This is a genomic window from Microbispora sp. H10836 (genome assembly GCF_012999525.1).
Lineage (GTDB): Bacteria > Actinomycetota > Actinomycetes > Streptosporangiales > Streptosporangiaceae > Microbispora.
Genome location: NZ_JABBWU010000001.1, coordinates 1,029,027 through 1,049,359, shown reverse-complemented (window position 1 = coordinate 1,049,359; position 20,333 = coordinate 1,029,027). Strand labels below are relative to the sequence as shown.

The following is a 20,333-nucleotide window of genomic DNA, read 5'->3' as shown; positions in this document are numbered from 1 at the left end:
CGCAAGGGAGCCCCCCATGACGCGCCGCGTGCCCCTCGTCGTGGCCTCTGCCTTTCTGGCGTCCGCCCTGACCGCCTGTGGCGGAGGCGCGGCGACCGACTCCGCGGGTGCGCCCGCGACCCTCGACGCCAAGGCGGACCTGTCCAAGCAGAGCCTGACGATCTCGATCTGGGACGGTTACAGCCCGAAGGATCTTCCGCAGCGGGTGAAGGCCACGCTCGGTTTCGACACCAAGGTCGCCATCCACGACACGAACGAGACGATCGTGGCCAAGCTGACCGCCGGAGGCGACAGCGGCATCGACGTGGCGTTCGTGTCCGGTCAGTACGCGCAGGCGCTCAACGCGCAGGGCCTGCTGGAGCCCATCCACCGTGAGCTGGTCCCGAACCTGAAGAACCTCTACCCCGAGGCGTCCCAGCTCGCCTACGACAAGGGGAACGTCTTCTCCGTCCCGTACACCTGGGGGACCACCGGGTTGTGTTACCGCAGCGACCTGGTGAAGACGCCGCCGACGAGCTGGAACGACCTGCTCAGCCCGGCCCCCGAGCTGAAGAAGAAGATCACCATGATGACCACCGAGCGGTGGCTGGCGCTTCCGGCGCTCAAGCTGCTCGGAGCCTCGGTCAACACCACCGACCAGGCCGCGCTCGACAAGGCCAAGGAGCTGCTGCTGAAGGTCAAGCCCGACCTGCTGGCCTACGACGACACCACGTTCGGCGACCGGCTCAAGTCCGGCGAGGCCGTGATGGCCGAGGCGTGGGACGGCTGGTGCCCGACGTCGGAGAAGAACATCAAGTTCGTGGTGCCGAAGGAGGGCAGCGACCTCTGGGCGGACACGATGGTGATCCTCAAGAGCTCCAAGAACAAGGAGGCGGCGCACGCCTTCGTCAACTACATCCTCGACCCCGAGAACCACGGCTGGGTGCCCGCCAACATCCTCTACAGGATCCCCAACAAGGCGGCCATGGACAAGGTCGACCCGGCACTGCTCAAGAGCTACCCGGCGCTGGCGGAGCCGCCGTCCGAGCTGCTCAAGGGTGAGAGCCTGATCGACCTCGGCGAGGCGTCCACCGCGTACACGCGCCTGTCCACCGAGGTCTCGGCGGCGCAATGACGGCCCGACAGCCCGCCCATGTCGTCGGCAAGGCGGCAGGCCGCCTCGCCACGATGGGGCCCGGGTTCGGCTTCCTGACCGTCTTCCTGCTGGTCCCGCTGGCGCTGGTGCTGAGCTACACCGTGTTCAGGCGGGGCCGGTTCGGGGGAGTGGTCTACGAGCCGACCGGGGAGAACTTCACCCGCCTCGCCGACCCGCTCTACCTCGACGTGGTGGTCGGGTCGGTGAAGCTCGCGGCGATCACGACGCTGCTCGCCCTGCTGCTCGGGTATCCGACGGCGTACATGATCGCGAGGCTGCCCGCCCGGTGGAAGGTCGTCGCCCTGGTGGCGGTCGTGCTGCCGTTCTGGACGAACTTCCTCATCCGTACGTACGCCTGGATCGTGCTGCTCAACTCCGAGGGGCCGGTGAACTCCGGGCTGAAGGCGCTCGGCGTGGGGCCGGTGGAGCTGCTCTACACGGACGGCGCCATCGTCGCCGGGCTGCTCTACGCCTATCTCCCGCTGATGATCCTCCCGCTGTACTCCGCCGTGGAGCGGCTGGACCCGCAACTGCGGGAGGCCTCGGCGAACCTGGGCGCACGGCCGGCCAGGACGTTCTGGTCGGTGACGCTCCCGCTGTCGCTGCCCGGCGTGCTGACCGGATGCGTGTTCGTGTTCGTGCCGAGCCTGGGCAACTTCGTCATCCCTGAGCTGCTCGGCGGCGGACGCCGGATCATGGTCGGCAACCTCGTCCGCGACCAGTTCCTCAAGGCCCGCGACTGGCCGTTCGGGTCGGTGCTGGCGCTGGCCGTGATCGCCGTGCTCGTGTTGCTGCTGTTCGCCCAGGCGTGGGCCGCGCGAAGGGCGGGACGCGGTGCGTAGACACGGCTGGCTCCGGCTGCCCTTCTGGCTGACCTATCTGTTCCTGTACGCGCCGATCGTCGTGCTCGTCGTGATGTCGTTCAACCGGAACAAGTCGCCCTACTCGTGGGGCGGCTTCTCGCTCGACTGGTACGGCAGGCTGGCGGGCAACGCGTCGATCCGTACCGGGCTGCTGAACACGCTGATCGTCGCTCTCGGCTCGACGGCGCTGTCCACGGTGCTCGGCACGCTGCTCGCGGTCGGGCTGGTCCGCCACACGCGCTCGCGGCTGCTCGACGCGCTCTCGACGCTGCCCGCGATCCTGCCCGACCTCGTCATCGCGATCGGGCTGCTGGCGTTCTACTCCGCGATCAAGCTGACGCTCGGGCTGCACTCCGTGCTGATCGCGCACACCGTCTTCGGCATGGCCTTCGTCGCGGCCGTCGTCCGGGCCCGGCTGGGCGGTATGGACACGTCGCTGGAGGAGGCGTCCCGGGACCTCGGCGCGACCCCGCTGACCACGTTCGTCAAGGTCACCCTGCCCACGCTCGCCCCGGGTATCCTCGCGGGCGCGCTGCTCGCCTTCACGCTCTCCCTGGACGAGTTCGTGATCGCGTTCTTCACCGCGGCTCCGTCCGAGCCGACGCTGCCGATCGTCATCTACTCGATGGTGCGGTTCGGCGTGACCCCCGAGATCAACGCGCTGGCGACGCTGCTGCTCGCGGTGAGCTTCACCGTCGTGATCGTCGCGCAGCGCCTGACCAGACTGACCGAGGCCCTGCGATGACTCTCATATCCATCGACGGCGTCAGCCGCCGGTTCGGCGAGGTGACCGCGCTCGACTCGGTCGACCTCGACATCCGGCAGGGCGAGTTCTTCGCCCTGCTGGGACCGTCCGGCTGCGGCAAGACCACTCTGCTGCGGATCCTCGCCGGGTTCGAGCAGCCGGACACCGGCTCGGTGCGCCTCGACGGCGCCGACCTGCTCGCGATCCCCGCGCACCGCCGCCCGGTCAACCTCATGTTCCAGTCGTACGCCCTGTTCCCGCACATGAGCGTGGAGAAGAACGTGGCGTACGGCCTGGAACGGGAGCGGCTGCCCCGCGAGGAGATCCGGGAGCGGGTCGGCGCCGTGCTGGAGACCGTCGGCCTGACCGCGCAGGCCCGCCGCAGGCCGCACGAGCTGTCGGGCGGGCAACGCCAGCGCGTCGCCCTGGCCAGGGCCGTCGTCAAGCGTCCCCGGCTGCTGCTGCTCGACGAGCCGCTGAGCGCCCTGGACAAGCAGGTCCGCTCGGAGATGCAGCTCGAACTCAAGCGGCTGCAGCACGAGGTCGGCATCACCTTCGTCGTGGTCACCCACGACCAGGAGGAGGCCATGTCGCTCGCCGACCGGATCGCGGTGATGAACGGCGGCCGGGTCGAGCAGGTGGACGCCCCCGAGGACCTCTACGAACGGCCGCGCACGCCCTTCGTGGCCGGCTTCATCGGGGCCAACAACCTCTTCACCGGAAGGGTCACGGGCAAGGGCCTGGAGGTCGACGGGCTGGGTGTGCTCCCCGCGCCCGCGGGGAGCGAGCAGGGTGGGACGGCGATGCTCGCGGTGCGGCCGGAACGGATCCGCCTCGGCCCGGTCACGGCCGGCGAAGGGGTGCTGCGAGGCCGGGTCGTCGACGTCAGCTTCTACGGCGGCGTCTCCCACGTGGCGCTGAGCGTGCCCGGTCACGACCGCGCGGTGCTGGCGGCCACGCAGGGGCGGGCGAGGGTGGAGGCCGGCGCCGAGGTCGCCGTCTCCTGGGACGCCGACGACGCCGCCCTCGTGACGCCGCCCCTGTGAGCCGCCCCAGCCCACGGAGGTCAGCGGCGATCGGCGGGCCTGAGGGGGTTGCCCGTGGCCAGGCGGGCGTAGTCGAGGATCAGCTCGACGGCCTTGTCCGGGTCGATCGAGTGGTGCCGGGCGATGATGCGGTAGCCGTACGCGTCCTCGAGAGCGACGAGGTTGCGGGCGATGGTCTCGGAGTCCTGCGCCAGCGTGAATACGCCGTGGGCGGCGCCCGTCTCCAGGATCGTCTGGTACATCGACACCTGCCGGTCGAACAGCGTGGTCAGCAGCGTCGCGTAGACGCGGTTGCGGCCGGCGGCGCCGCCGAGCTCGCACAGCAGGCGCACCCCCGCGTCGTCCGGGCCGTCGGGCAGGCCCGAGCGGATCGTGACGACGAGCTTGTCCGCCGGGTCGGAGATGCCGCTGATCTTCTTCATGCGCCGCTCGTAGAAGCGCTCCATGCCGGCGTGCTGGGCCTCGATCAGCAGCTCGCGCAGGTCGGGGTAGTGATAGAGCACCGCGCCGGAGGTGAGCCCCGCCTCCTCGGCGATCTGGTTGAGGTGGACCCCCTCGGCGCCGTGCTGGAGCATCGCCCTGTGGGCCGCGTCGATGAGGTCGAGCCGCCGGTCCGCCTTGCTCTTGCGCTGCGTCATCCCACCCCTCTCATTGCACCTCGCTTCACATCGCGCACACGATACTCCCCCAGCTCTTGACGGGTGTATCCCCCTCGTATTTGAATCTCGCTTCAACTAGCTTCGGAGGAGCCCCCCAATGACGGTCACGCCTTTGACGATCCTGTTCATGCCGGAGAGCGCCTACGGGCCGACGAACAACTGCGTCGGGATCGGCGACGTCCTGCGCCGCCGCGGCCACCGCGTGGTGTTCGCCGCCGAGGCGTCGTGGAAGGGCAAGCTGGAGGCGCTCGGTTTCGAGGAGGACCTGGTCGACCTGGCGCCGCCGGCGCCCGAAGAACAGGACGCGACGGAGCAGGACGCGGGCCAGTTCTGGAAGGACTTCATCCGCGACACGGCGCCGGAGTACCGCAAGAGCACCCTGGACCAGCTGGAGACGGTCGTCAAGCCGATCTGGGAGGCGCTCATCGACGGTGCCAAGTACTGCGAGCCGCAGCTCAAGGCCATCATCGAGCGGGTGCGGCCGGACGTGATCGTCGAGGACAACGTGGTGGCCTTCCCCGCCCTGGTGACGGCGGGCGTCCCGTTCGTACGGATCGTCTCGTGCAACCCGCTCGAGGTGAAGGGCCCGGGCGTGGCCCCGCCGTTCTCCGGACTGCCGGCCGACGGCACCGGCTGGGCGGAGTTCCGGGCGGAGTACGACCGGACCCACCGTGAGATGTGGGAGGCGTTCAACGCGTGGGTGGTCGAGCAGGGCGCCCCGGCCCTGCAGGACCTGGAGTTCATCCACGAGGGTGACGCGAACCTGTACGTGTATCCCGAGATCGCGGACTACGCGGCGGAGCGTCCCCTGGGGGACTCCTGGACCCGCGTCGACTCGTCCGTACGGGAGACCGACGAGGAGTTCACGCTGCCGGACATCCCCGGCGAGGGTGCGCTGATCTACTTCTCGCTGGGTTCGCTCGGCTCCGCCGACGTCGATTTGATGCGCCGCGTGATCTCCGTGCTGGCCCGCACGCCGCACCGGTACATCGTCTCCAAGGGCCCGCTGCACGAGGAGATCGAGCTGGCTCCCAACATGTGGGGCGCCGAGCTCGTCCCGCAGACGAAGATCCTGCCGCTGGTCGACCTGGTGATCACGCACGGCGGCAACAACACGACGACCGAGGCGTTCCACTTCGGCAAGCCCGTGATCGTCATGCCGCTGTTCTGGGACCAGTACGACAACGCCCAGCGCGTGCACGAGGCCGGGTACGGCGTCCGCCTGGACACCTACGGCTTCGCCGACGAGGAGCTGACCGGGGCCATCGACAGACTGCTCGGCGACCAGGACCTGCGCGACCGGCTCGCGGCGGCAGGCGAGGAGATCCGCCGCCGCGACGGCCTGCGCGTGGCCGCGGACGTCATCGAGAACATCGCGACCAAATGACCAAGGGCAGCCGTCTGATCGGGGACGCCGCTCCACGGGTCTTCTGGACCGACAGGCCCGGGGCGCCCGGCCCGTACGAGCCCCTGCACGGCCGCACCACGGCGGACCTGCTGGTGGTCGGCGGCGGCTTCACCGGCCTGTGGGCCGCCGTGCTGGCCAAGGAGGAGAACCCCGCCTGCGATGTCGTCCTCCTGGAGGCGCGCTCGATCGCGTACGGCGCGAGCGGCCGCAACGGCGGGTTCGTCTCCGACTCCCTGACCCACGGGCTGGGCCAGGGAGCGAGGCTGTGGCCGTCGGAGAACGCGGCCCTGCTCGCGCTCGGGCGGGCGAACCTCGCGGCCATCGCCCGCTTCGTCGACGACCACGGCATCGACGCCGACCTCCGGCTGGTCGGCAAGACCACGGTCGCGGTGGCGCCCCACCAGGTGGAGGAGCTGAGGCGGGCCGAGAAGCTGCACCGCGAGCACGGAGAGGACGCGGTGTTCCTCGGCCGCGACGAGATGCGCGCGGACGTCGAGTCGCCCACCTATCTCGCGGGGCTGCGCCTGCGCGGCACCGGCGGCGTCCTCGACCCCGCCGCGCTCGCGTGGGGCCTGGCCCGCGTCGCGGCGCGGCTCGGGGTGCGCATCCACGAGGGCACCGAGGTCACCGCGCTGACCCGGACGCGTACCGGCGTGGAGGCCGGGACGAGAGGCCGCGGCGGGGTAAACGGTGTGGCGAACGGCGTGGTGAGCGCCGGGCAGGTGCTGCTGGCCACCAACGCCTTCCCCTCGCCCCTGCGCAGGCTGGGCCTGTTCGTGCTGCCGGTGTGGGACTACGTGCTCGTCACCGAGCCGCTGTCGCCCGGGCAGCGGGCGTCGCTCCGGTGGCCGGAGGGCCAGGGACTGACCGACGCGGGCAACCGGTTCCACTACTACCGGCTCACCGGCGACGATCGCATCCTGTGGGGCGGATACGACGCTGTCTACAACTTCGGCGGCGGCGGCTCGGAGCAACGCGACGCCACGCACGAGCGGCTCGCGCGGCACTTCTTCGCGACGTTCCCGCAGTTGCGTGGCCTGCGCTTCACCCACAGGTGGGGCGGGGCGATCGACTCGACCAGCCGGTTCACCCCGTTCTTCGGCACGGCGATGGGCGGGCGGCTGGCCTACGCCCTCGGATACACCGGCCTCGGCGTCGGCGCGTCCAGGTTCGGCGCGATGACCGGCCTCGACCTGCTGGCCCGGCGGTCCACCGAGCGGACGCGGCTGCGGATGGCCCGCCGCCACCCGGTGCCGTTCCCGCCCGAGCCGCTGCGCTGGCCGGTGGTGCAGCTCACCCGCCGCGAACTCGCCCGCGCCGACGAGAACGAGGGCCGCAGGGGCCCCTGGCTGCGGTCACTCGACCGTTTCGGCATCGGCTTCGACAGCTGAGGACGACCTCATGACGACATTGATCAATCCCGCCGACGGCCGGGCCGTCGAGGACGTGCCCGACACCCCGCTCGACGGGGTGGCGCGGGCCGTACGCGTGGCCCGGGAGGCCTTCGAGCAGTGGCGCGAGACGACGCCGGGGGAGCGGGCGCTGGTGCTGCTGCGCCTGGCGGACCTCGTCGAGCGGGACGCCGCGGAGCTGACCCGGCTGGAGGTCGAGGAGACCGGCAAGCCCGCCGCCGTGTTCCGGGATGGCGAGCTGCCGTTCGCCGCCGACAACCTCCGGTTCTTCGCCGGCGGGGCCAGGTCCCTGGACGGCACGGGCGCCGGCGTGTTCAGCGCCGGATACACGTCCGTGCTGATCAGACGGCCGATCGGGGTCGTGGGGGCGATCGCGCCGTGGAACTTCCCCCTCATCATGGCGATCTGGAAGATCGGCCCGGCCGTCGCCGCGGGGAACGCCGTCGTGATCAAGCCGGCGCCCCGGACGCCCCGCACCACGCTGCGGCTCGCCGAGCTGTTCGCCGAGGCCGGGGCCCCGGAGGGCCTCGTACGGGTGGTGACCGGCGGCGCCGACGTGGGGCGGGCCCTGGTGACCGACCCCGGCGTGGACATGGTCAGCGTCACCGGGTCCACCGCCACCGGCCGCGAGGTCATGCGCGGCGCGGTGGACGGCCTCAAGCGGGTCCATCTGGAGCTGGGCGGCAAGGCGCCCGCGCTCGTGTTCGCCGACGCCTCGCTGGAGGACATGGCGGCCGGGGTGGTCATGGGCGCCACCTACAACACCGGTCAGGACTGCACGGCCGCGACCAGGGTGTACGTCGAGAGATCGCGGTACGCCGAGGCGGTCGAGGCGATGCGGGAGGCCGTCGCCCGCGTCCGGCCCGGCGACCCCTGGGCGCCGGACGCCGACATCGGCCCGCTGATCAGCGCCGAGCACCGTGAGCGGGTCCACGGCTTCGTGACCAGGGCGTCCGGCCGCGTCGTCCATGGGGGCGCGCCGATCGACGGCCCCGGCTTCCACTACGCGCCGACGCTGATCGCCGACGCCGACCCGGCGAGTGAGATCGTGCGGAGCGAGGTCTTCGGCCCAGTGCTGGTGGCGATGCCGTTCGACGGCGAGGACGAGGCGGTCCGGCTCGCCAACGCCACGCCGTACGGGCTGGCCTCGTCGGTGTGGTCCACCGACGTGGCCCGCGCCCTTCGCGTCTCCCACCGGCTGGACGTGGGCGTGACGTGGGTGAACGACCACCTGCCGATCGCCTCGGAGGCGCCGCACGGAGGCGTGAAGGGCAGCGGGTTCGGCAAGGACATGAGCCAGGAGGCCGTGCTGGAGTATTCGGTCACCCGGCATCTCATGATCAAGCACGCGGCCCCGCAGGCGCGCGACTCGTTCCGCCCCGCCTGACCGGCCCGCCTGCTCTACGTGCCGGGGAGGTTGCGCAGCGCCTCACGGCGGCTCAGCCCGCTGAGGCCCTGGTGCTTCACGTAGCGGAGCACCTCCTGCGGGTTGGTCTTCGCGTACTCCCGCAGCGCCCAGCCGATCGCCTTACGGGCGAAGAAGTCGGTGTCCGACAGGCTCGGCTCGATGCAGGCGTAGAGCAGGTGGGCGTCGGTCCGCTCCTTGAAGGAGTTCTGGCACAGGATGGCGGTGCGCCGTTTCCACAGGTCGGAGTCGTGCGCCCACTCCAGCACCAGGCGGCGCATGCTCTCGGGATACAGCCGCAGCAGCGTGCCGATCCGGTGCACGGCGATGTCGTCGACCAGGTCCCACCACGCCCCGGTGACGATCATCTCCTCGTACATGGGGATGGTGTAGAGCGTCTGCCAGGGCCGGTAGAAGCGGTGCGCGGACAGCTCGATGGCGGCGTAGCGCTCCTCGCGGTACTCCGCCTCGCGCCACAGGGCCAGCACGGCCCTGCGCCACTCGGGGGCGTTGTCCAGCCGGTGCTCGGAGAAGACCCTGCGCAGCGCGGCCCGGCGGGGCACGGCCGTCACCCCGAGGAACGGCATCTCCGACTTCATGTACGACCGCATCGAGACGGCGCGCGCCGGGTCGGCGGCCTCGGTCAGCGCGAGCCGTACGGCCTTGAGGAGTGTCATGACGGGCGGCTCGCCCGTTCGCCGGTCGCCAGGCCGTCGAACAGCAGCTTGCCGAAGTGGTCGGCCAGCGCGTCCGTGTCGAGCGTGCCGCCGGGGCGGAACCAGCGCACGGTCACCCAGATCGTGTCGCGGATCATCCGGTAGGTCAGCTTGGGGTCGACGTCGGGGCGGAACTGCCCGGCGGCCTGGCCGCTCTTGATCTGCTCCACCCACATGCGCTCGACCTCGTCCTCGGCCCGCACCAGGTAGTCGAACCGGTCGCCGGGCAGCGAGCGCAGGTAGTTCCAGTCGTTCTGCATGACCGTGATGGCCGCCCGGTGGTCCTCCAGCGTGCCGAAGCCGATCCTGACCATCTCCGCCAGGACCGAGCGCGGGTCGGCCTGCGTGTTCAGGGCCGCGCGGTAACGGGCGATCAGATCCTCGAGGAAGGTGCGCAGCACCTCGTCGACGATCGTCTCCTTGGAGTCGAAGTGGTGGTAGAGACTGCCGGAGAGGATGCCGGCCTCCAGCGCGATCTCCCGCACGGTGGTGGCCTGGAAGCCCTTGCGCGCGAACAACTCGGCGGCGAGCTTGACGAGGTGGTCGCGCCGTTCGGACGCCGAACCGGCCGCCCCCCGCTTCGCCCTGACCGGCGCGGCCGTGCCGCCGGAGTCCTTACGCTGGTTCACGGCTCCCATTATGGCCGCCGACCAAGAGCTTGTTCACATTCTCGCCTCGCCCGACCTCCCCGCACCGGCCGGGCCCGTAGGGCAGGATCGAACTCATGGCGAAAATGGGCTATCCGTTCACCCTGGGGGTGGCGTCAGGGGAGCCGTTACCCGACGGCGTGATCCTGTGGACCCGTCTGGCCCCCGAACCGCTGCATCCGACACAGCCCGGCGGCATGCCCAACCGGGCGATGACCGTACGGTGGGAGCTCGCCGAGGACGAGGCGTTCACGAGGATCCTGCAGTCCGGCACGGCGCCCGCGCAACCGGACTGGGCGCACAGCGTACACGTGCGGGTGACCGGGCTGCGGCCCGCCGCCGACTACTTCTACCGGTTCTCCGTGGAGGGCCACGTCAGCCCGGTGGGCCGCACCAGAACCGCGCCGGCCCCCGATTCGACCGCACCCGTCCGGTTCTGCTTCGTCTCCTGCCAGCGCTACGAGCACGGCCACTTCACCGCGCTGCGTCACATGGCCGCCGAGCGCCCCGACCTCGTCCTCCACCTTGGCGACTACATCTACGAGTACGGCAAGCCGAAGAACCCCAAGCCGGGCCGATGGGTGCGCCCGCTCGAGTCGGCGGCCGAGTGCACGACGCTGGGCGCCTACCGCAACCGCTACGCCCGCTACAAGATGGATCCGGACCTGCAGGCCGCCCACGCCGCCGCGCCGTGGGTCCCGATCCCCGACGACCACGAGGTGCGCGACAACTGGGCGGGCGCGCTGCCCGGTGACGGCGGCAGCCCCGCCGCCTTCCTCAAGCGCAGGGCCGCCGCGTTCAAGGCCTACTACGAGCACCAGCCGCTGCGCGTGCGCCCGTCCGGCTCCAGTCTGCAGAACCACCGCTGGCGCCCGTACGGCCGGGTGGCCGACTTCCTGCTGACCGACACGCGGCAGTACCGCGAGGGGCGCGACATGCTCGGCGCCGAGCAGGAGAAGTGGCTGACCGACCGGCTGCGCGGCTCGGCGGCCCGGTGGAAGGTGCTCGCGCAGGCCGTGTTCTTCTCCCAGCGCACGTTCCCGCTCGAACCCGTCAGCGCCGACGCCTGGGACGGCTACCCCGGCTCGCGCTCCCGCGTGCTCGCCGCCGCCCCCGACGGGCTGGTCGTGCTGAGTGGTGACGTGCACAGCGCGTACGCCTGCGACATCCGTGCCGACTGGGCGGATCCGGCCTCGCGCGCCCTCGGGGTCGAGTTCGTCGGGCCGTCGGTGACGAGCATGCCCGGCATCACGGACGCGAGCGCGATCCTCGACGTCAACCCGCACATCGCGTTCTTCGACAGCCGCCACGGCTACGTGTCCTGCGCGGCGGACATGGAGGGCTTCCGCGCGGACTACCGGGCCGTCGCCTTCGTGGACCGTCCCGGCGCGACGGCGACCACCGTCGCCGGTTTCGAGGTGAAGGAGAACCGGCTCCACCGCGTCGATCTGTGAGCACATCCCCAGGCCTGCCCCCCTAGCAAATAGGAAACTTTCCTATTAGATTGCGGGGCATGCCTGAGCGATGCCTTGTGGGCGCAGCATGAAGCGAAGCCCTGACCTGCTCCGTCTGGCCGACACGGTCCTGTTGCCCGGCTTCGCCGGGACCACCGCCCCCGACTGGGTGCGGCGGCGGCTCGCCGGCGGGCTCGCCGGTGTGGTGCTGTTCTCCCGGAACGTCGACACCCCGGCCCAGCTCGCCGCGCTGACCTCGGCTCTGCGCGCGGAGAACCCCGACATCCTGATCGGCATCGACGAGGAGGCCGGGGAGGTGACGAGGCTCGAGGCCCGCACGGGCAGCTCGCGGCCGGGCAACTACGCCCTGGGCGTCGTGGACGACGTGGAGCTGACCGAGCGGGTGGCCCGCGACATCGGCCGCGACCTGCGGGCCGCGGGGGTGAACATCGACTTCGCCCCGGCCGCCGACGTCAACTCCAATCCGGACAACCCGGTCATCGGCCTGCGGTCGTTCGGCGCCGATCCGCTGCTCGTCGCGCGGCACACGGCCGCCTGGATCCGCGGCCTGCAGTCCACCGGCGTGGCGGCCTGCGCCAAGCACTTCCCCGGGCACGGCGACACGTCGGTCGACTCCCACCACGGCGTGCCGCGCGTCGCGGTCTCCCGCGAGGAGCTGGCCGAGGTCGAGCTGTGGCCGTTCCGGGTGGCCATCGACGAGGGCGTGCGCTCGATCATGACCGGCCACCTGCTGGTCACGGCGTACGACGAGGAGCTGCCGGCCACGCTCAGCCCCCGCATCCTCACCGGCCTGCTGCGGGAGGAGCTGGGCTTCGAGGGCCTGATCGTGACCGACGGCATCGAGATGGCCGCCGTCTCCGGCCGGTACGGCCTGGGCGGCGCGAGCGCGATGGCCGTGGCGGCGGGGGCCGACGCGGTCTGTGTGGGCGGGGAGAACGCCGACGAGGCGACCCACGAGCACATCCGCGACGCCGTCGCGGACGCGGTGACCGAGGGCAGGCTGTCGGAGGAGCGGCTCGCCGACGCCGCGGCGCGGGTGCGCGCCCTGACCGCCTGGCAGGCGCAGGCCCCGCCGCTGGACGACCGCACGGACGAGATCGGGCTCGTCGCCGCCCGCCGGGCCGTACGGGTGACCCTGCGCGGGGCGGACGGCGTGCTGCCGCTGGCCGGAGCCCCGCACGTGGTGGAGCTGGCGCCGGAGACCAACCTCGCGATCGACAAGGGCATGCCGTGGGGTGCGGGGGAGCCGCTCGGCAAGCTGCTGCCCGGCACCACGGTCGCCCGGCTGCGGCAGGGCGACGTGCACAACGGCGTCGCCGGCACGGTGCTGAGCCAGGCGGCCGACCGGCCCCTCGTCATCGTCGTGCGGGACGCCCACCGCCACCTCTGGCAGACGGACCTGCTGGAGCGCCTGCTGGCCGCCCGGCCGGACGGCGTCGTGGTCGAGATGGGGCTGCCGGGCCGTACGGACCTGGGAGCGGTCCACATCGCCACGCACGGCGCCGCCCGGGTGTGCGGCCAGGCGGCGGCGGAGGTGCTGGCCGGGCTCACCTGACGTGCCCAATAGCATTGGTCACCGATGACATGCGGATGGGAGCGTCATGAAGGTCGCCTACGTCACCACTGACCACCCGGCGGCCGAGCTGGACGACGAGCGGGAGATCGCCCTCGCCGCCTGGCTCGGCGCCGGCATCGAGGGCGCGCCGGTGAACTGGCACGACCCCCGCGTCGACTGGTCGGACTTCGACGCGGCGGTGGTCCGGTCCCCGTGGGACTACATCGACCGTCGTGACGAGTTCGTCGCGTGGGCCCACCGGGTGGAGTCGGTGACGCGGCTGTTCAACCCGGCGCCGGTGATCGAATGGAACACCGACAAGACCTACCTGCGCACGCTCGGCGTGCCCACCGTTCCGACGCACTGGGCCGAGTCCGGCACGGACCTGCCCGACTGGGACGAGTACGTGGTCAAGCCCGCCGTCTCGGCGGGCGCCCGTGACACCGTCCGCACCGCGGACCGGGACGCCGCCGCGGGCCACGCGGCGAAGCTGCTCGCCGAGGGTCGTACGGTCATGGTCCAGCCCTACGTCGCGTCCGTCGAGCAGGAGGGGGAGCTGTCGCTGCTGTACTTCGGCGGGCAGTTCAGCCACGCCGTACGGCGGCACCCGATGCTGACCGGCGTGGCGGAGACCCGGGAGAACCGCGCCACGCTGCGCGACCCGGACGACGACCAGTTCGCCCTCGCCGAGCGGGTCCTGGCCGCGGTGCCGTCGAACCTGCTGTACGCCCGGGTTGACCTGGTCCGGATGCCGGACGGCGAGCCGGTCCTGATCGAGCTGGAGCTCACCGAGCCCTACCTGTTCCTGCGGGACGAGCTGGCCGCGCCGGACCTGTTCGCCGAGACCCTCGCCGAGATGCTCAAGGGCTGAGCGGGCCCGCCCGTCCCGCGGCGGCCAGCGCCAGCCGTACGGCCTCGGCCGGGCCGGCCGCGGGCACCGGACCGGGCACCGGGCGGCCCTCGGCGTCGAGGACCTGCCAGCCGCCGAGGGTGATCACGGGCGTGCCGCCCCGCTGGGCGAGGGCCAGCTCGGACAGCGTGCCCCAGGACCCGCCCACGACGACGACCGCGTCGGCGGCCCGCACGATCAGCGCGTTGCGGGCCTCGCCCAAACCGGTGGGCAGGGCCACGGTGAGGTCCGGGCTCGCCCCGGACCGGTCCCGCCCGGACAGGACGCCGACCGCGACGCCTCCGCCCTCCCGGGCGCCCGTCGCGGCGGCGGCCATCACCCCGCCGTACCCGCCGCACAGCACGACCGCGCCGTGCTCGGCCAGCAGACGGCCCACGGCGCGGGCCGCCCCGGCCTCCTGCGGGGTGCACTCGCCCGGCCCGCACACCGCGATCTGCCACATGCCCGTCCCCTACCCGTGGGTGGAGATCCCGCCGTCCACCGGGATCACCGCGCCGGTCAGGTACGACCCGGCGCGTGAGGCGAGGAAGATGGCCGCGCCCGCCATGTCGTCGGGCCTGCCGATCCGGCCCAGCGGAACGCCGTTCTCGATCGCGCCGCGCATCTGGGGGTCGTCGAGCGCGAAGGCCATCATCTTCGACTCGAACGGCCCGGGCGCGATCGCGTTGACCGTGATCGACTCCCGGGCGAGCTGGTGGGCCAGGTGCCGGGTCAGCATGTGGACGCCCGCCTTGGCCGCCGAGTACGCGTAGTTCTCCAGGAACGGCACGCGGAGCCCGTCGATCGACCCGATGTTGATCACCCGTGCCGGGTCGTCGGGTGACGCGGCGGCGCGCAGCAGCGGCAGGAACCGGCGGGTGAGGAAGAACACGCCCTTGACGTTGATGTCCCAGAGCTTGTCGAAGGCGTGCTCGGGATACTCCTCCAGCGGCGCGCCCCAGCTCGCCCCCGCGTTGTTGACGAGCACGTCGAGGCGGCTCTCGCGCTCCGACACGGCCTGCGCCAGCGCCTCGACGCCGTCGGGGGTGGACAGGTCCGCCCGTACGGCGTGGCAGCCCAGCTCGGCGGCCGTGGCCTCCAGCTCGTCCTTCTTCCGTGAGGAGATGTAGACGGTGGCGCCCGCGTCGAGGAACCCTCGCGCGATCATCTTCCCGATGCCCCGGGACCCGCCCGTGACGACGACCGTCTTGCCTTCCACCGAGAACAGAGTCATGCGGGCAGCATACCGACCGGTCGGTTCCTGCGTCAGGAGCGGAACCCTCCGTACGCGCCGCGGAAGAACACCAGCGGGCCGCCGTCGTCGTGCCGGTCGAGCCCGGTGACCCGGGCGACGACGATCACGTGATCGCCGGCGGGGTGCTCCACGTCCACGACGCAGTCGATCCAGGCGAGCGCGCCGTCCAGCACGGGGGCGCCGCCGGGGGACAGGGCCCACGACAGGCCCGCGAACTTGTCCCCGCCCGGGGCGGCGAGCCGCTCGCACGCCTCCCGCTGCTGTTCGGCGAGCACGTTGACGCACAGGTTCGCGGCGGCCTTCAGCCGCGGCCAGCTCGTGCTGTCGCCCGAGACGCAGAACGCGACCAGCGGCGGGTCGAGGCTCACGGACGTGAAGGAGTTGACGGCCAGGCCGCACGGCTCCCCGGTCCGCGGGTCGATCGCGGTGACGGCCACGACGCCCGTGGCGTACCTGCCGAGGATGTTCCTGAAGTGCTGGGGATTGACGGCCGGAATCCTCCTGGCGCCGTCATGGCCGACCCTCCGGGACACAGGGATGCTCATCGCGCGGGCGCCTCCTCAGCCGGAACTCCCCATGAGACTCAAGGAGGGCCGGAGACGATGCATTCCCTGCTTGTGCCTAACGGTGGCGCGTCCTGGCGGGCGTGGGGGACCCGCCAGGACGCGCTCCGCCCCGGCGCGAGACCTCGACCCCGGCGAGGGTTGGGGTCGAGACCTCGTTCATTCGCACGGAGTCCGTGGGGAGCGGCCGTCCTCGTCCGGCCGCTCGGGGGTGCGGTGGTACCGCGCGTTCGGGCATGTCACGCCATTTCCGCGCAAGGCGGTCATGCCGGTGGATACCGACAGCTCTGACATGTCGTTCCCGTCGCTCTGATAGGTCTGGGCTCTGGCAGATCTGGGCTCGGTTGGCCGGGGTCGGGGCTCGCGGCAGAGCGAGTTCGGCGTTCGCGCACCGACCGCCCTCACGGGCCCACCTCCATTGGATGGATTTGTACCAACGTTTGGATAATGCGCGGCCGGGTGGGCTCAGGTCAAGGGGTTGTTCCCCGGTAGACCGAGATCCTCTAGATTTGTTGGAACAAAAGGGTGGATTGAGGAAAGATGGCACGATCGTCGCTCTACCAGCAGGTGGCCGCTGAGGTGCGCAGGGCCATCTACGCGGGCGAACTCGCGCCGGGCGACCAGATCCCGACCGAGGCCGACCTCATGGAGGCGCACGGCGTCAGCCGCAACACCGTACGGCTGGCACTGGGCGAGCTGGAGAACGAGGGTCTCATCCTGCGGATGCGCCGGCGTGGAACGTTCGTACGCGAGCGCCGCCCCCTCCTCATGCGCCCCCAGGACGAGTTCCTCCCGTACGACCAGGAGGAGCCGCGGTTCGACACCTTCGTCCACGCGGTCCGCTCCGAGGGCCGTACGGCGGACCAGCGGATCGAGGTCTCGATCGTCGAGCCGCCCGAGGACGTGGCCACCCGCCTCGCACTGGCCGACGGCGCCCTGGCCGTCGTACGCCGGCGGCTGCGCTTCGTGGACGGCCAGCCGTACAACACGCTGGACTCGTACTTCCCCCTGGAGATCGTGGGGGACTCCGAGATCGCCCGGCCCGGCGACATCACGCGCGGGGCCAACCGGGTGCTGGAGGAGCTGGGACATCTCCAGGTCCGCGTGACCGACGACATTTCCGCGCGCATGCCGACCTCGGACGAGTCGTCACGGCTCCAGCTGGAGCCCGGCACTCCGGTCGTCGTCCACACCCGGGTCGGCTACGACGCCGACGACACGCCCGTACGCGTCGCCGTGTCCGTGCTGCCCGCAGACAAGCATCTGATCCGATACGAGCTGGAACGTCATTGACGAGGCCCGGACACCCTCTCGGCTGAGCGGGTGTCCCCGGCCACAAGGCCCTCCTCCGGGGGGCCGTTCCCGCGATTCCCGTCCTGACCCCGGCAGGGGGCCGCGCCGGACCCGCGCGCCCTGACGCGGCCCGCCGTCTCCGGGCGGACGCTGTACGGCATCCCGCCGTCACTCACAGTGGTCGAATCGCCGCCGTCGGCACGAAAGGAATCAGGCATGCCTGCGAACACCCTGGATCTTGTTACGGAACTCACGCTGCGTCGCGCCGCCCCCGCCGATCTGCAGGGCGTCCTCACCCTGCTGGCGCGTACCGCCGGGTGGCTGAACGGCCTCGGCGTGCGGCAGTGGCCCGCCGGAGGCTTCCCCGCCGGGCGCATCGAGCCGCTCATCGGCGAGGGGGTCATGTACGTCCTGGACGCCGGTGAGGACGCCGACGCCGACGCCGACGCCGGTGTCCGGGTGCCGGCGGCCACGATCGCCGTGGACGGCCACGCCGACCCGGAGTTCTGGACCCCCGGGGACCGGCCCGGCGACGCGCTCTACGTCCACAAGCTCGCCGTGAGCAGGGCCTACTCGGGACAGGGCCTGGGGGAGGCGCTGCTCGACTGGGCCGCCCTGCGGGCCGCCGTCCACGGCCGGCCCTACCTCCGGCTGGACTGCGCCAAGGACAACGCCGGCCTGCAGTCGTACTACCGGAGGGCGGGCTTCCGGCACGTCCGCACCGTCGACCTGCCGCACCGCGCCTCCGGCGCGCTGTTCGAGCGGGACGCGCCCGGCGCGCTCCCGGTAGGTTCGTCCCGTCGCCGCACGCCGGCGGTGCCGGTGGTGCCGGCCCCCCGCTCGGGACATGCCACACAAGCCCGGAGGGTTCTTGACATCACAGCCCACAACGAGTTGATCGAGTGCTGAACAGGGCGGATGCCGTGAGGCGCCGCAAAGGGACCGGATACTGTTCACTCCATGACGGGATCCCTCCTTGAAGTGATCGCGCTCGACCCGCGTGACGCCGTGGCCGCCGAGGAGGGCGGGGCGGACCGCCTGGAGATCGTGTCCGACATGGACGCGGGCGGGCTCACCCCCTCGGCGGACCTCGTCGCGGCGATCGCGCGCGAGTGCGGGCTGCCGCAGATGGTCATGCTCCGCTGCAACGCCGGGTTCACCGTGACCTCGGAGGAGCTCGACCGGCTGCGCGGCCACGTCAAGGAGCTCGCCGAGGCCGGCGCTGCGGGGTTCGTCTTCGGTTTCCTGACCGAGGACGGGTCGGTCGACAGGGAGGCGACGGACGCGCTGATCCACGCGGTCTCGCCGCTGCCCTGGACCTTCCACCGCGCCGTGGACCACGCCGCCGACGTGCGGGCCGCCTGGCGTGCCGTACGGCTGCTGCCGAACCTGGCGACCGTCCTCACGTCCGGTTCGCCCGAGGGCGTCGGCAGCGGCCTGGGGGTCTTACGCGCGCGGGCCGAGGCGGGCGACGCCTCGCTCATGCTCGCCGGCGGCGGCCTGCGCGAGGAGCACGTGCCGGTGCTGCTCGACTACGGCGTCCGGGCCTTCCACGTGGGCACCGCCGTACGGGGCTCGTGGCGGGAGCCGGTCGACGCGGACCGGGTCAGGCGCTGGCGCGGCATCGTGGACCGGTTCTGACGCTCTCTACGGGCGGCGGCGGGCGACGAGGACGGCGTCGTGGATGGTGACCTCGCGCCCCTCCTGGTCGGCGGCCGTGCGCGGCCGGGCCTCGGCCGCCGCGACCTCCCACTCGGCCGGGTCGAGCGAGGCCGCGACCTCCTCGGCGGTGAACATCATGTGCGGGAAGTGCATCCGCCTGACCGTGGTCAGCAGGTCGGACGGGTGGTGCCCGACGATCAGCAGGGTGCCTCCCGGAGCCACCGCGGCGGCCAGCCGGCCGAACAGCCCCCGCCTGGCCTCGCCCGGCAGGTGCATGTACTGCGCCGAGACGAGGTCGTAGGCGCCCTCGGGAAGGGCGTGGTCGCGCAGGTCCGCGTGCAGCCACTCGACGCGGCCCGCCACGTCCGCACCCGCCTCGGCGGCATGGGCGGCGGCCCGCTCCAGCGCCGTGGCGGAGATGTCGGCTCCCGTCACCCGCCAGCCCCTCGCGGCGAGCCAGACCGCGTCGGCGCCCTCGCCGCTGCCGACGTCGAGGGCCCGGCCCGGCGGCAGCTGGGCGGCCTCGGCGACGAGCTGGGCATTCGGCTGCCCGCTCCAGACCGCCGGCCGGGAGCGGTAGCGCTCCTCCCAGGCGGCCTCCTCGACAATCGTGCTCATCTGGTCCCGGTAGGCGGCGACGGCCTCCCGGGTCTCCTCCGCGGTGAGATCCATGTTGATCGCCGCGCCGGCGGCCAGGCCCGCGGCGGCGGACGCGATCACCACGGCGCGCACGTCCGTCACGTTGCCCGCCACCCAGACGCCGGGCACGGCGGTCGCCCCGGTCGGCTCCGCGGCGATCCGGGTGCCGGCCACGTGACCGCCGTGCTCCGCCTCGACCGGCTTGAGCCCGAGCGATTCCAGCACCCCGGAGCGAGCGGTGAGCGGCGCTGCGACGACGAGCGCGTCGAGCGCGACGACCTCGCCGGAGGCCAGCCGCACCCCGGTGAGCGCGTCGCCTGTCACCTCGATCGCCGCGACCGTGCCTTCGGCGACGGGAATCCGGCGCGCGGCGAGCCGCTCGGCGTCCTCCTCCGGCAGCGCGGGGAGGCGGTGGGCCAGGAACACCACGTCCTCGCTCCACTGCCGCCACAGCAGCGCCTGCTCGACGGAGAGCGGCCCGGTGGCCAGCACCCCGATCCGCCGGTCGCGGACCTCCCAGCCGTGGCAGTACGGGCAGTGCAGCACGTCGCGGCCCCACCGCGCGGCCAGGCCGGGCACGCCGGGCAACTCGTCCACGGCTCCGGTCGCCACCAGCAGCCGCCGGGCCCGTACGGCGCGGCCGTCGTCCAGCGTCACGAGGAAGCCGTCGTCCTCCCGCGTGGCGGCCTCGGCCCGCCCGGCGACGACCTCGACGCCGTACCGGATCACCTCATCCCGCCCGGCCGCCAGCAGCTCGGCGGGCGGCGCGCCGTCCCGGCCGAGGTAGTTGTGCATGTGCCCGGCGGGCGCGTTGCGCGGCTCCCCGGCGTCCACCACCAGCACCGACCGCCGCGCCCGTCCCAGCGCCAGGGCGCCGCTGAGCCCGGCGGCGCCGCCGCCCACCACGACCACGTCGTACTTCTCGTTCACCTGTGCCTCCTGTGTTCGGCTTGTGCGCAACAGTGC

General features: G+C 72.2%; 20 protein-coding genes. 13 read left to right on the top strand and 7 right to left on the bottom strand.

The window, feature by feature from the left end; translation table 11 throughout:
* Positions 1–16 precede the first annotated feature (16 nt).
* From HHX30_RS04740 to HHX30_RS04725, 4 genes are read left to right on the top strand one after another with little or no spacing between them, the layout of a single operon-like run.
* Entirely contained in the window at positions 17–1,114 is a 1,098-nt protein-coding gene (locus tag HHX30_RS04740; RefSeq protein ID WP_169979643.1) for a spermidine/putrescine ABC transporter substrate-binding protein, read from the top strand.
* Entirely contained in the window at positions 1,111–1,977 is an 867-nt protein-coding gene (locus HHX30_RS04735; protein WP_249349544.1) for an ABC transporter permease, read from the top strand. Before HHX30_RS04740 ends, HHX30_RS04735 begins: the two co-directional genes overlap by 4 nt.
* Positions 1,970–2,743 carry an ABC transporter permease gene (locus tag HHX30_RS04730; protein ID WP_311922080.1) on the top strand — a complete coding sequence of 258 codons (774 nt, stop codon included), beginning with the start codon at positions 1,970–1,972 and terminating at the stop codon, positions 2,741–2,743. Before HHX30_RS04735 ends, HHX30_RS04730 begins: the two co-directional genes overlap by 8 nt.
* Entirely contained in the window at positions 2,740–3,789 is a 1,050-nt protein-coding gene (locus tag HHX30_RS04725) for an ABC transporter ATP-binding protein (protein ID WP_169979641.1), read from the top strand. The genes HHX30_RS04730 and HHX30_RS04725 overlap by 4 nt, the downstream gene beginning before the upstream one ends.
* A 20-nt stretch (positions 3,790–3,809) precedes the next feature.
* On the opposite strand, the gene HHX30_RS04720 is transcribed toward HHX30_RS04725, so the two are convergent.
* Positions 3,810–4,427 carry a TetR/AcrR family transcriptional regulator gene (locus tag HHX30_RS04720; RefSeq protein WP_169979640.1) on the bottom strand — a complete coding sequence of 206 codons (618 nt, stop codon included), beginning with the start codon at positions 4,425–4,427 and terminating at the stop codon, positions 3,810–3,812.
* A gap of 118 nt (positions 4,428–4,545) precedes the next feature.
* On the opposite strand from HHX30_RS04720, the gene HHX30_RS04715 reads away from it, so the two are divergent.
* Genes HHX30_RS04715 through HHX30_RS04705 form a run of 3 tightly spaced genes read left to right on the top strand, consistent with a single transcriptional unit; the run spans position 4,546 to position 8,655 of the window.
* Positions 4,546–5,835 (top strand): glycosyltransferase, encoded by a 1,290-nt coding sequence (locus tag HHX30_RS04715; protein ID WP_169979639.1) that lies wholly within the window; start codon positions 4,546–4,548, stop codon positions 5,833–5,835.
* Positions 5,832–7,247, top strand: coding sequence for an FAD-binding oxidoreductase (locus HHX30_RS04710; protein WP_169979637.1), 1,416 nt, complete (start codon positions 5,832–5,834; stop codon positions 7,245–7,247). Before HHX30_RS04715 ends, HHX30_RS04710 begins: the two co-directional genes overlap by 4 nt.
* A 10-nt stretch (positions 7,248–7,257) precedes the next feature.
* Positions 7,258–8,655 (top strand): aldehyde dehydrogenase family protein, encoded by a 1,398-nt coding sequence (locus HHX30_RS04705; protein WP_169979635.1) that lies wholly within the window; start codon positions 7,258–7,260, stop codon positions 8,653–8,655.
* 14 nt (positions 8,656–8,669) lie between these two features.
* Here HHX30_RS04705 and HHX30_RS04700 read toward each other — a convergent pair whose 3' ends face one another.
* Together HHX30_RS04700 and HHX30_RS04695 are read right to left on the bottom strand one after the other, a co-directional pair.
* Positions 8,670–9,350 (bottom strand): DNA alkylation repair protein, encoded by a 681-nt coding sequence (locus HHX30_RS04700; protein WP_169979633.1) that lies wholly within the window; start codon positions 9,348–9,350, stop codon positions 8,670–8,672.
* A complete protein-coding gene (locus HHX30_RS04695) occupies positions 9,347–10,027 on the bottom strand; it encodes a TetR/AcrR family transcriptional regulator (protein WP_169979632.1) in 681 nt (226 codons plus the stop codon). The genes HHX30_RS04700 and HHX30_RS04695 overlap by 4 nt, the downstream gene beginning before the upstream one ends.
* Before the next feature lie 86 nt (positions 10,028–10,113).
* On the opposite strand from HHX30_RS04695, the gene HHX30_RS04690 reads away from it, so the two are divergent.
* From HHX30_RS04690 to HHX30_RS04680, 3 genes are all read left to right on the top strand, one after another.
* Positions 10,114–11,490 (top strand): alkaline phosphatase, encoded by a 1,377-nt coding sequence (locus tag HHX30_RS04690; protein WP_169979630.1) that lies wholly within the window; start codon positions 10,114–10,116, stop codon positions 11,488–11,490.
* An 88-nt stretch (positions 11,491–11,578) separates the two neighbouring features.
* On the top strand, positions 11,579–13,066 hold the full coding sequence (locus HHX30_RS04685; RefSeq protein ID WP_169979629.1) for a glycoside hydrolase family 3 protein: 1,488 nt from the start codon (positions 11,579–11,581) through the stop codon (positions 13,064–13,066).
* A 46-nt stretch (positions 13,067–13,112) separates the two neighbouring features.
* A complete protein-coding gene (locus tag HHX30_RS04680; protein WP_169979627.1) occupies positions 13,113–13,937 on the top strand; it encodes a RimK family alpha-L-glutamate ligase in 825 nt (274 codons plus the stop codon).
* Here HHX30_RS04680 and HHX30_RS04675 read toward each other — a convergent pair.
* The 3 genes from HHX30_RS04675 to HHX30_RS04665 are packed head-to-tail and all read right to left on the bottom strand — an operon-like array spanning position 13,927 to position 15,755.
* On the bottom strand, positions 13,927–14,418 hold the full coding sequence (locus HHX30_RS04675) for a TIGR00725 family protein (RefSeq protein WP_169979625.1): 492 nt from the start codon (positions 14,416–14,418) through the stop codon (positions 13,927–13,929). The two genes, HHX30_RS04680 and HHX30_RS04675, sit on opposite strands and share 11 nt — an antisense overlap.
* A gap of 9 nt (positions 14,419–14,427) precedes the next feature.
* Complete coding sequence (locus HHX30_RS04670) at positions 14,428–15,189, bottom strand: SDR family oxidoreductase (protein WP_169979623.1); 762 nt, start codon at positions 15,187–15,189, stop codon at positions 14,428–14,430.
* A gap of 32 nt (positions 15,190–15,221) precedes the next feature.
* Positions 15,222–15,755: a flavin reductase family protein gene (locus HHX30_RS04665; RefSeq protein ID WP_169979621.1), complete on the bottom strand. Its 534-nt coding sequence runs from the start codon at positions 15,753–15,755 to the stop codon at positions 15,222–15,224.
* A gap of 558 nt (positions 15,756–16,313) precedes the next feature.
* Between HHX30_RS04665 and HHX30_RS04660 the strand changes: the two genes are divergently transcribed.
* The 3 genes from HHX30_RS04660 to HHX30_RS04650 all read left to right on the top strand — a co-directional run bounded on the left by HHX30_RS04660 (position 16,314) and on the right by HHX30_RS04650 (position 18,707).
* Positions 16,314–17,066, top strand: a complete 753-nt coding sequence (locus HHX30_RS04660) for a GntR family transcriptional regulator (RefSeq protein WP_169979619.1) — start codon at positions 16,314–16,316, stop codon at positions 17,064–17,066.
* Between the two features lie 216 nt (positions 17,067–17,282).
* A complete protein-coding gene (locus HHX30_RS04655; RefSeq protein WP_169979617.1) occupies positions 17,283–17,975 on the top strand; it encodes an N-acetyltransferase in 693 nt (230 codons plus the stop codon).
* 51 nt (positions 17,976–18,026) lie between these two features.
* Entirely contained in the window at positions 18,027–18,707 is a 681-nt protein-coding gene (locus HHX30_RS04650; RefSeq protein WP_169979615.1) for a copper homeostasis protein CutC, read from the top strand.
* Positions 18,708–18,713: 6 nt separating this feature from the next.
* On the opposite strand, the gene HHX30_RS04645 is transcribed toward HHX30_RS04650, so the two are convergent.
* The gene (locus tag HHX30_RS04645; protein ID WP_169979613.1) at positions 18,714–20,297 is read right to left on the bottom strand and encodes an FAD-dependent oxidoreductase; all 1,584 of its coding nucleotides are present in this window, start codon (positions 20,295–20,297) and stop codon (positions 18,714–18,716) included.
* Between the last annotated feature and the right edge of the window lie 36 nt (positions 20,298–20,333).

What these genes read in the sequence shown, in the direction of transcription:
- HHX30_RS04715 (WP_169979639.1), top strand. Translation starts at nt 4,546, where the DNA reads ATGACGGTCACGCCTTTGACGATCCTGTTCATGCCGGAGAGCGCCTAC.
- HHX30_RS04675 (WP_169979625.1), bottom strand. Translation starts at nt 14,418, where the DNA reads ATGTGGCAGATCGCGGTGTGCGGGCCGGGCGAGTGCACCCCGCAGGAG.
- HHX30_RS04680 (WP_169979627.1), top strand. Translation starts at nt 13,113, where the DNA reads ATGAAGGTCGCCTACGTCACCACTGACCACCCGGCGGCCGAGCTGGAC.
- HHX30_RS04700 (WP_169979633.1), bottom strand. Translation starts at nt 9,350, where the DNA reads ATGACACTCCTCAAGGCCGTACGGCTCGCGCTGACCGAGGCCGCCGAC.
- HHX30_RS04655 (WP_169979617.1), top strand. Translation starts at nt 17,283, where the DNA reads ATGCCTGCGAACACCCTGGATCTTGTTACGGAACTCACGCTGCGTCGC.
- HHX30_RS04735 (WP_249349544.1), top strand. Translation starts at nt 1,111, where the DNA reads ATGACGGCCCGACAGCCCGCCCATGTCGTCGGCAAGGCGGCAGGCCGC.
- HHX30_RS04705 (WP_169979635.1), top strand. Translation starts at nt 7,258, where the DNA reads ATGACGACATTGATCAATCCCGCCGACGGCCGGGCCGTCGAGGACGTG.
- HHX30_RS04670 (WP_169979623.1), bottom strand. Translation starts at nt 15,189, where the DNA reads ATGACTCTGTTCTCGGTGGAAGGCAAGACGGTCGTCGTCACGGGCGGG.
- HHX30_RS04725 (WP_169979641.1), top strand. Translation starts at nt 2,740, where the DNA reads ATGACTCTCATATCCATCGACGGCGTCAGCCGCCGGTTCGGCGAGGTG.
- HHX30_RS04660 (WP_169979619.1), top strand. Translation starts at nt 16,314, where the DNA reads ATGGCACGATCGTCGCTCTACCAGCAGGTGGCCGCTGAGGTGCGCAGG.
- HHX30_RS04690 (WP_169979630.1), top strand. Translation starts at nt 10,114, where the DNA reads ATGGCGAAAATGGGCTATCCGTTCACCCTGGGGGTGGCGTCAGGGGAG.
- HHX30_RS04720 (WP_169979640.1), bottom strand. Translation starts at nt 4,427, where the DNA reads ATGACGCAGCGCAAGAGCAAGGCGGACCGGCGGCTCGACCTCATCGAC.
- HHX30_RS04740 (WP_169979643.1), top strand. Translation starts at nt 17, where the DNA reads ATGACGCGCCGCGTGCCCCTCGTCGTGGCCTCTGCCTTTCTGGCGTCC.
- HHX30_RS04685 (WP_169979629.1), top strand. Translation starts at nt 11,579, where the DNA reads ATGAAGCGAAGCCCTGACCTGCTCCGTCTGGCCGACACGGTCCTGTTG.
- HHX30_RS04650 (WP_169979615.1), top strand. Translation starts at nt 18,027, where the DNA reads ATGACGGGATCCCTCCTTGAAGTGATCGCGCTCGACCCGCGTGACGCC.
- HHX30_RS04665 (WP_169979621.1), bottom strand. Translation starts at nt 15,755, where the DNA reads ATGAGCATCCCTGTGTCCCGGAGGGTCGGCCATGACGGCGCCAGGAGG.
- HHX30_RS04695 (WP_169979632.1), bottom strand. Translation starts at nt 10,027, where the DNA reads ATGGGAGCCGTGAACCAGCGTAAGGACTCCGGCGGCACGGCCGCGCCG.
- HHX30_RS04710 (WP_169979637.1), top strand. Translation starts at nt 5,832, where the DNA reads ATGACCAAGGGCAGCCGTCTGATCGGGGACGCCGCTCCACGGGTCTTC.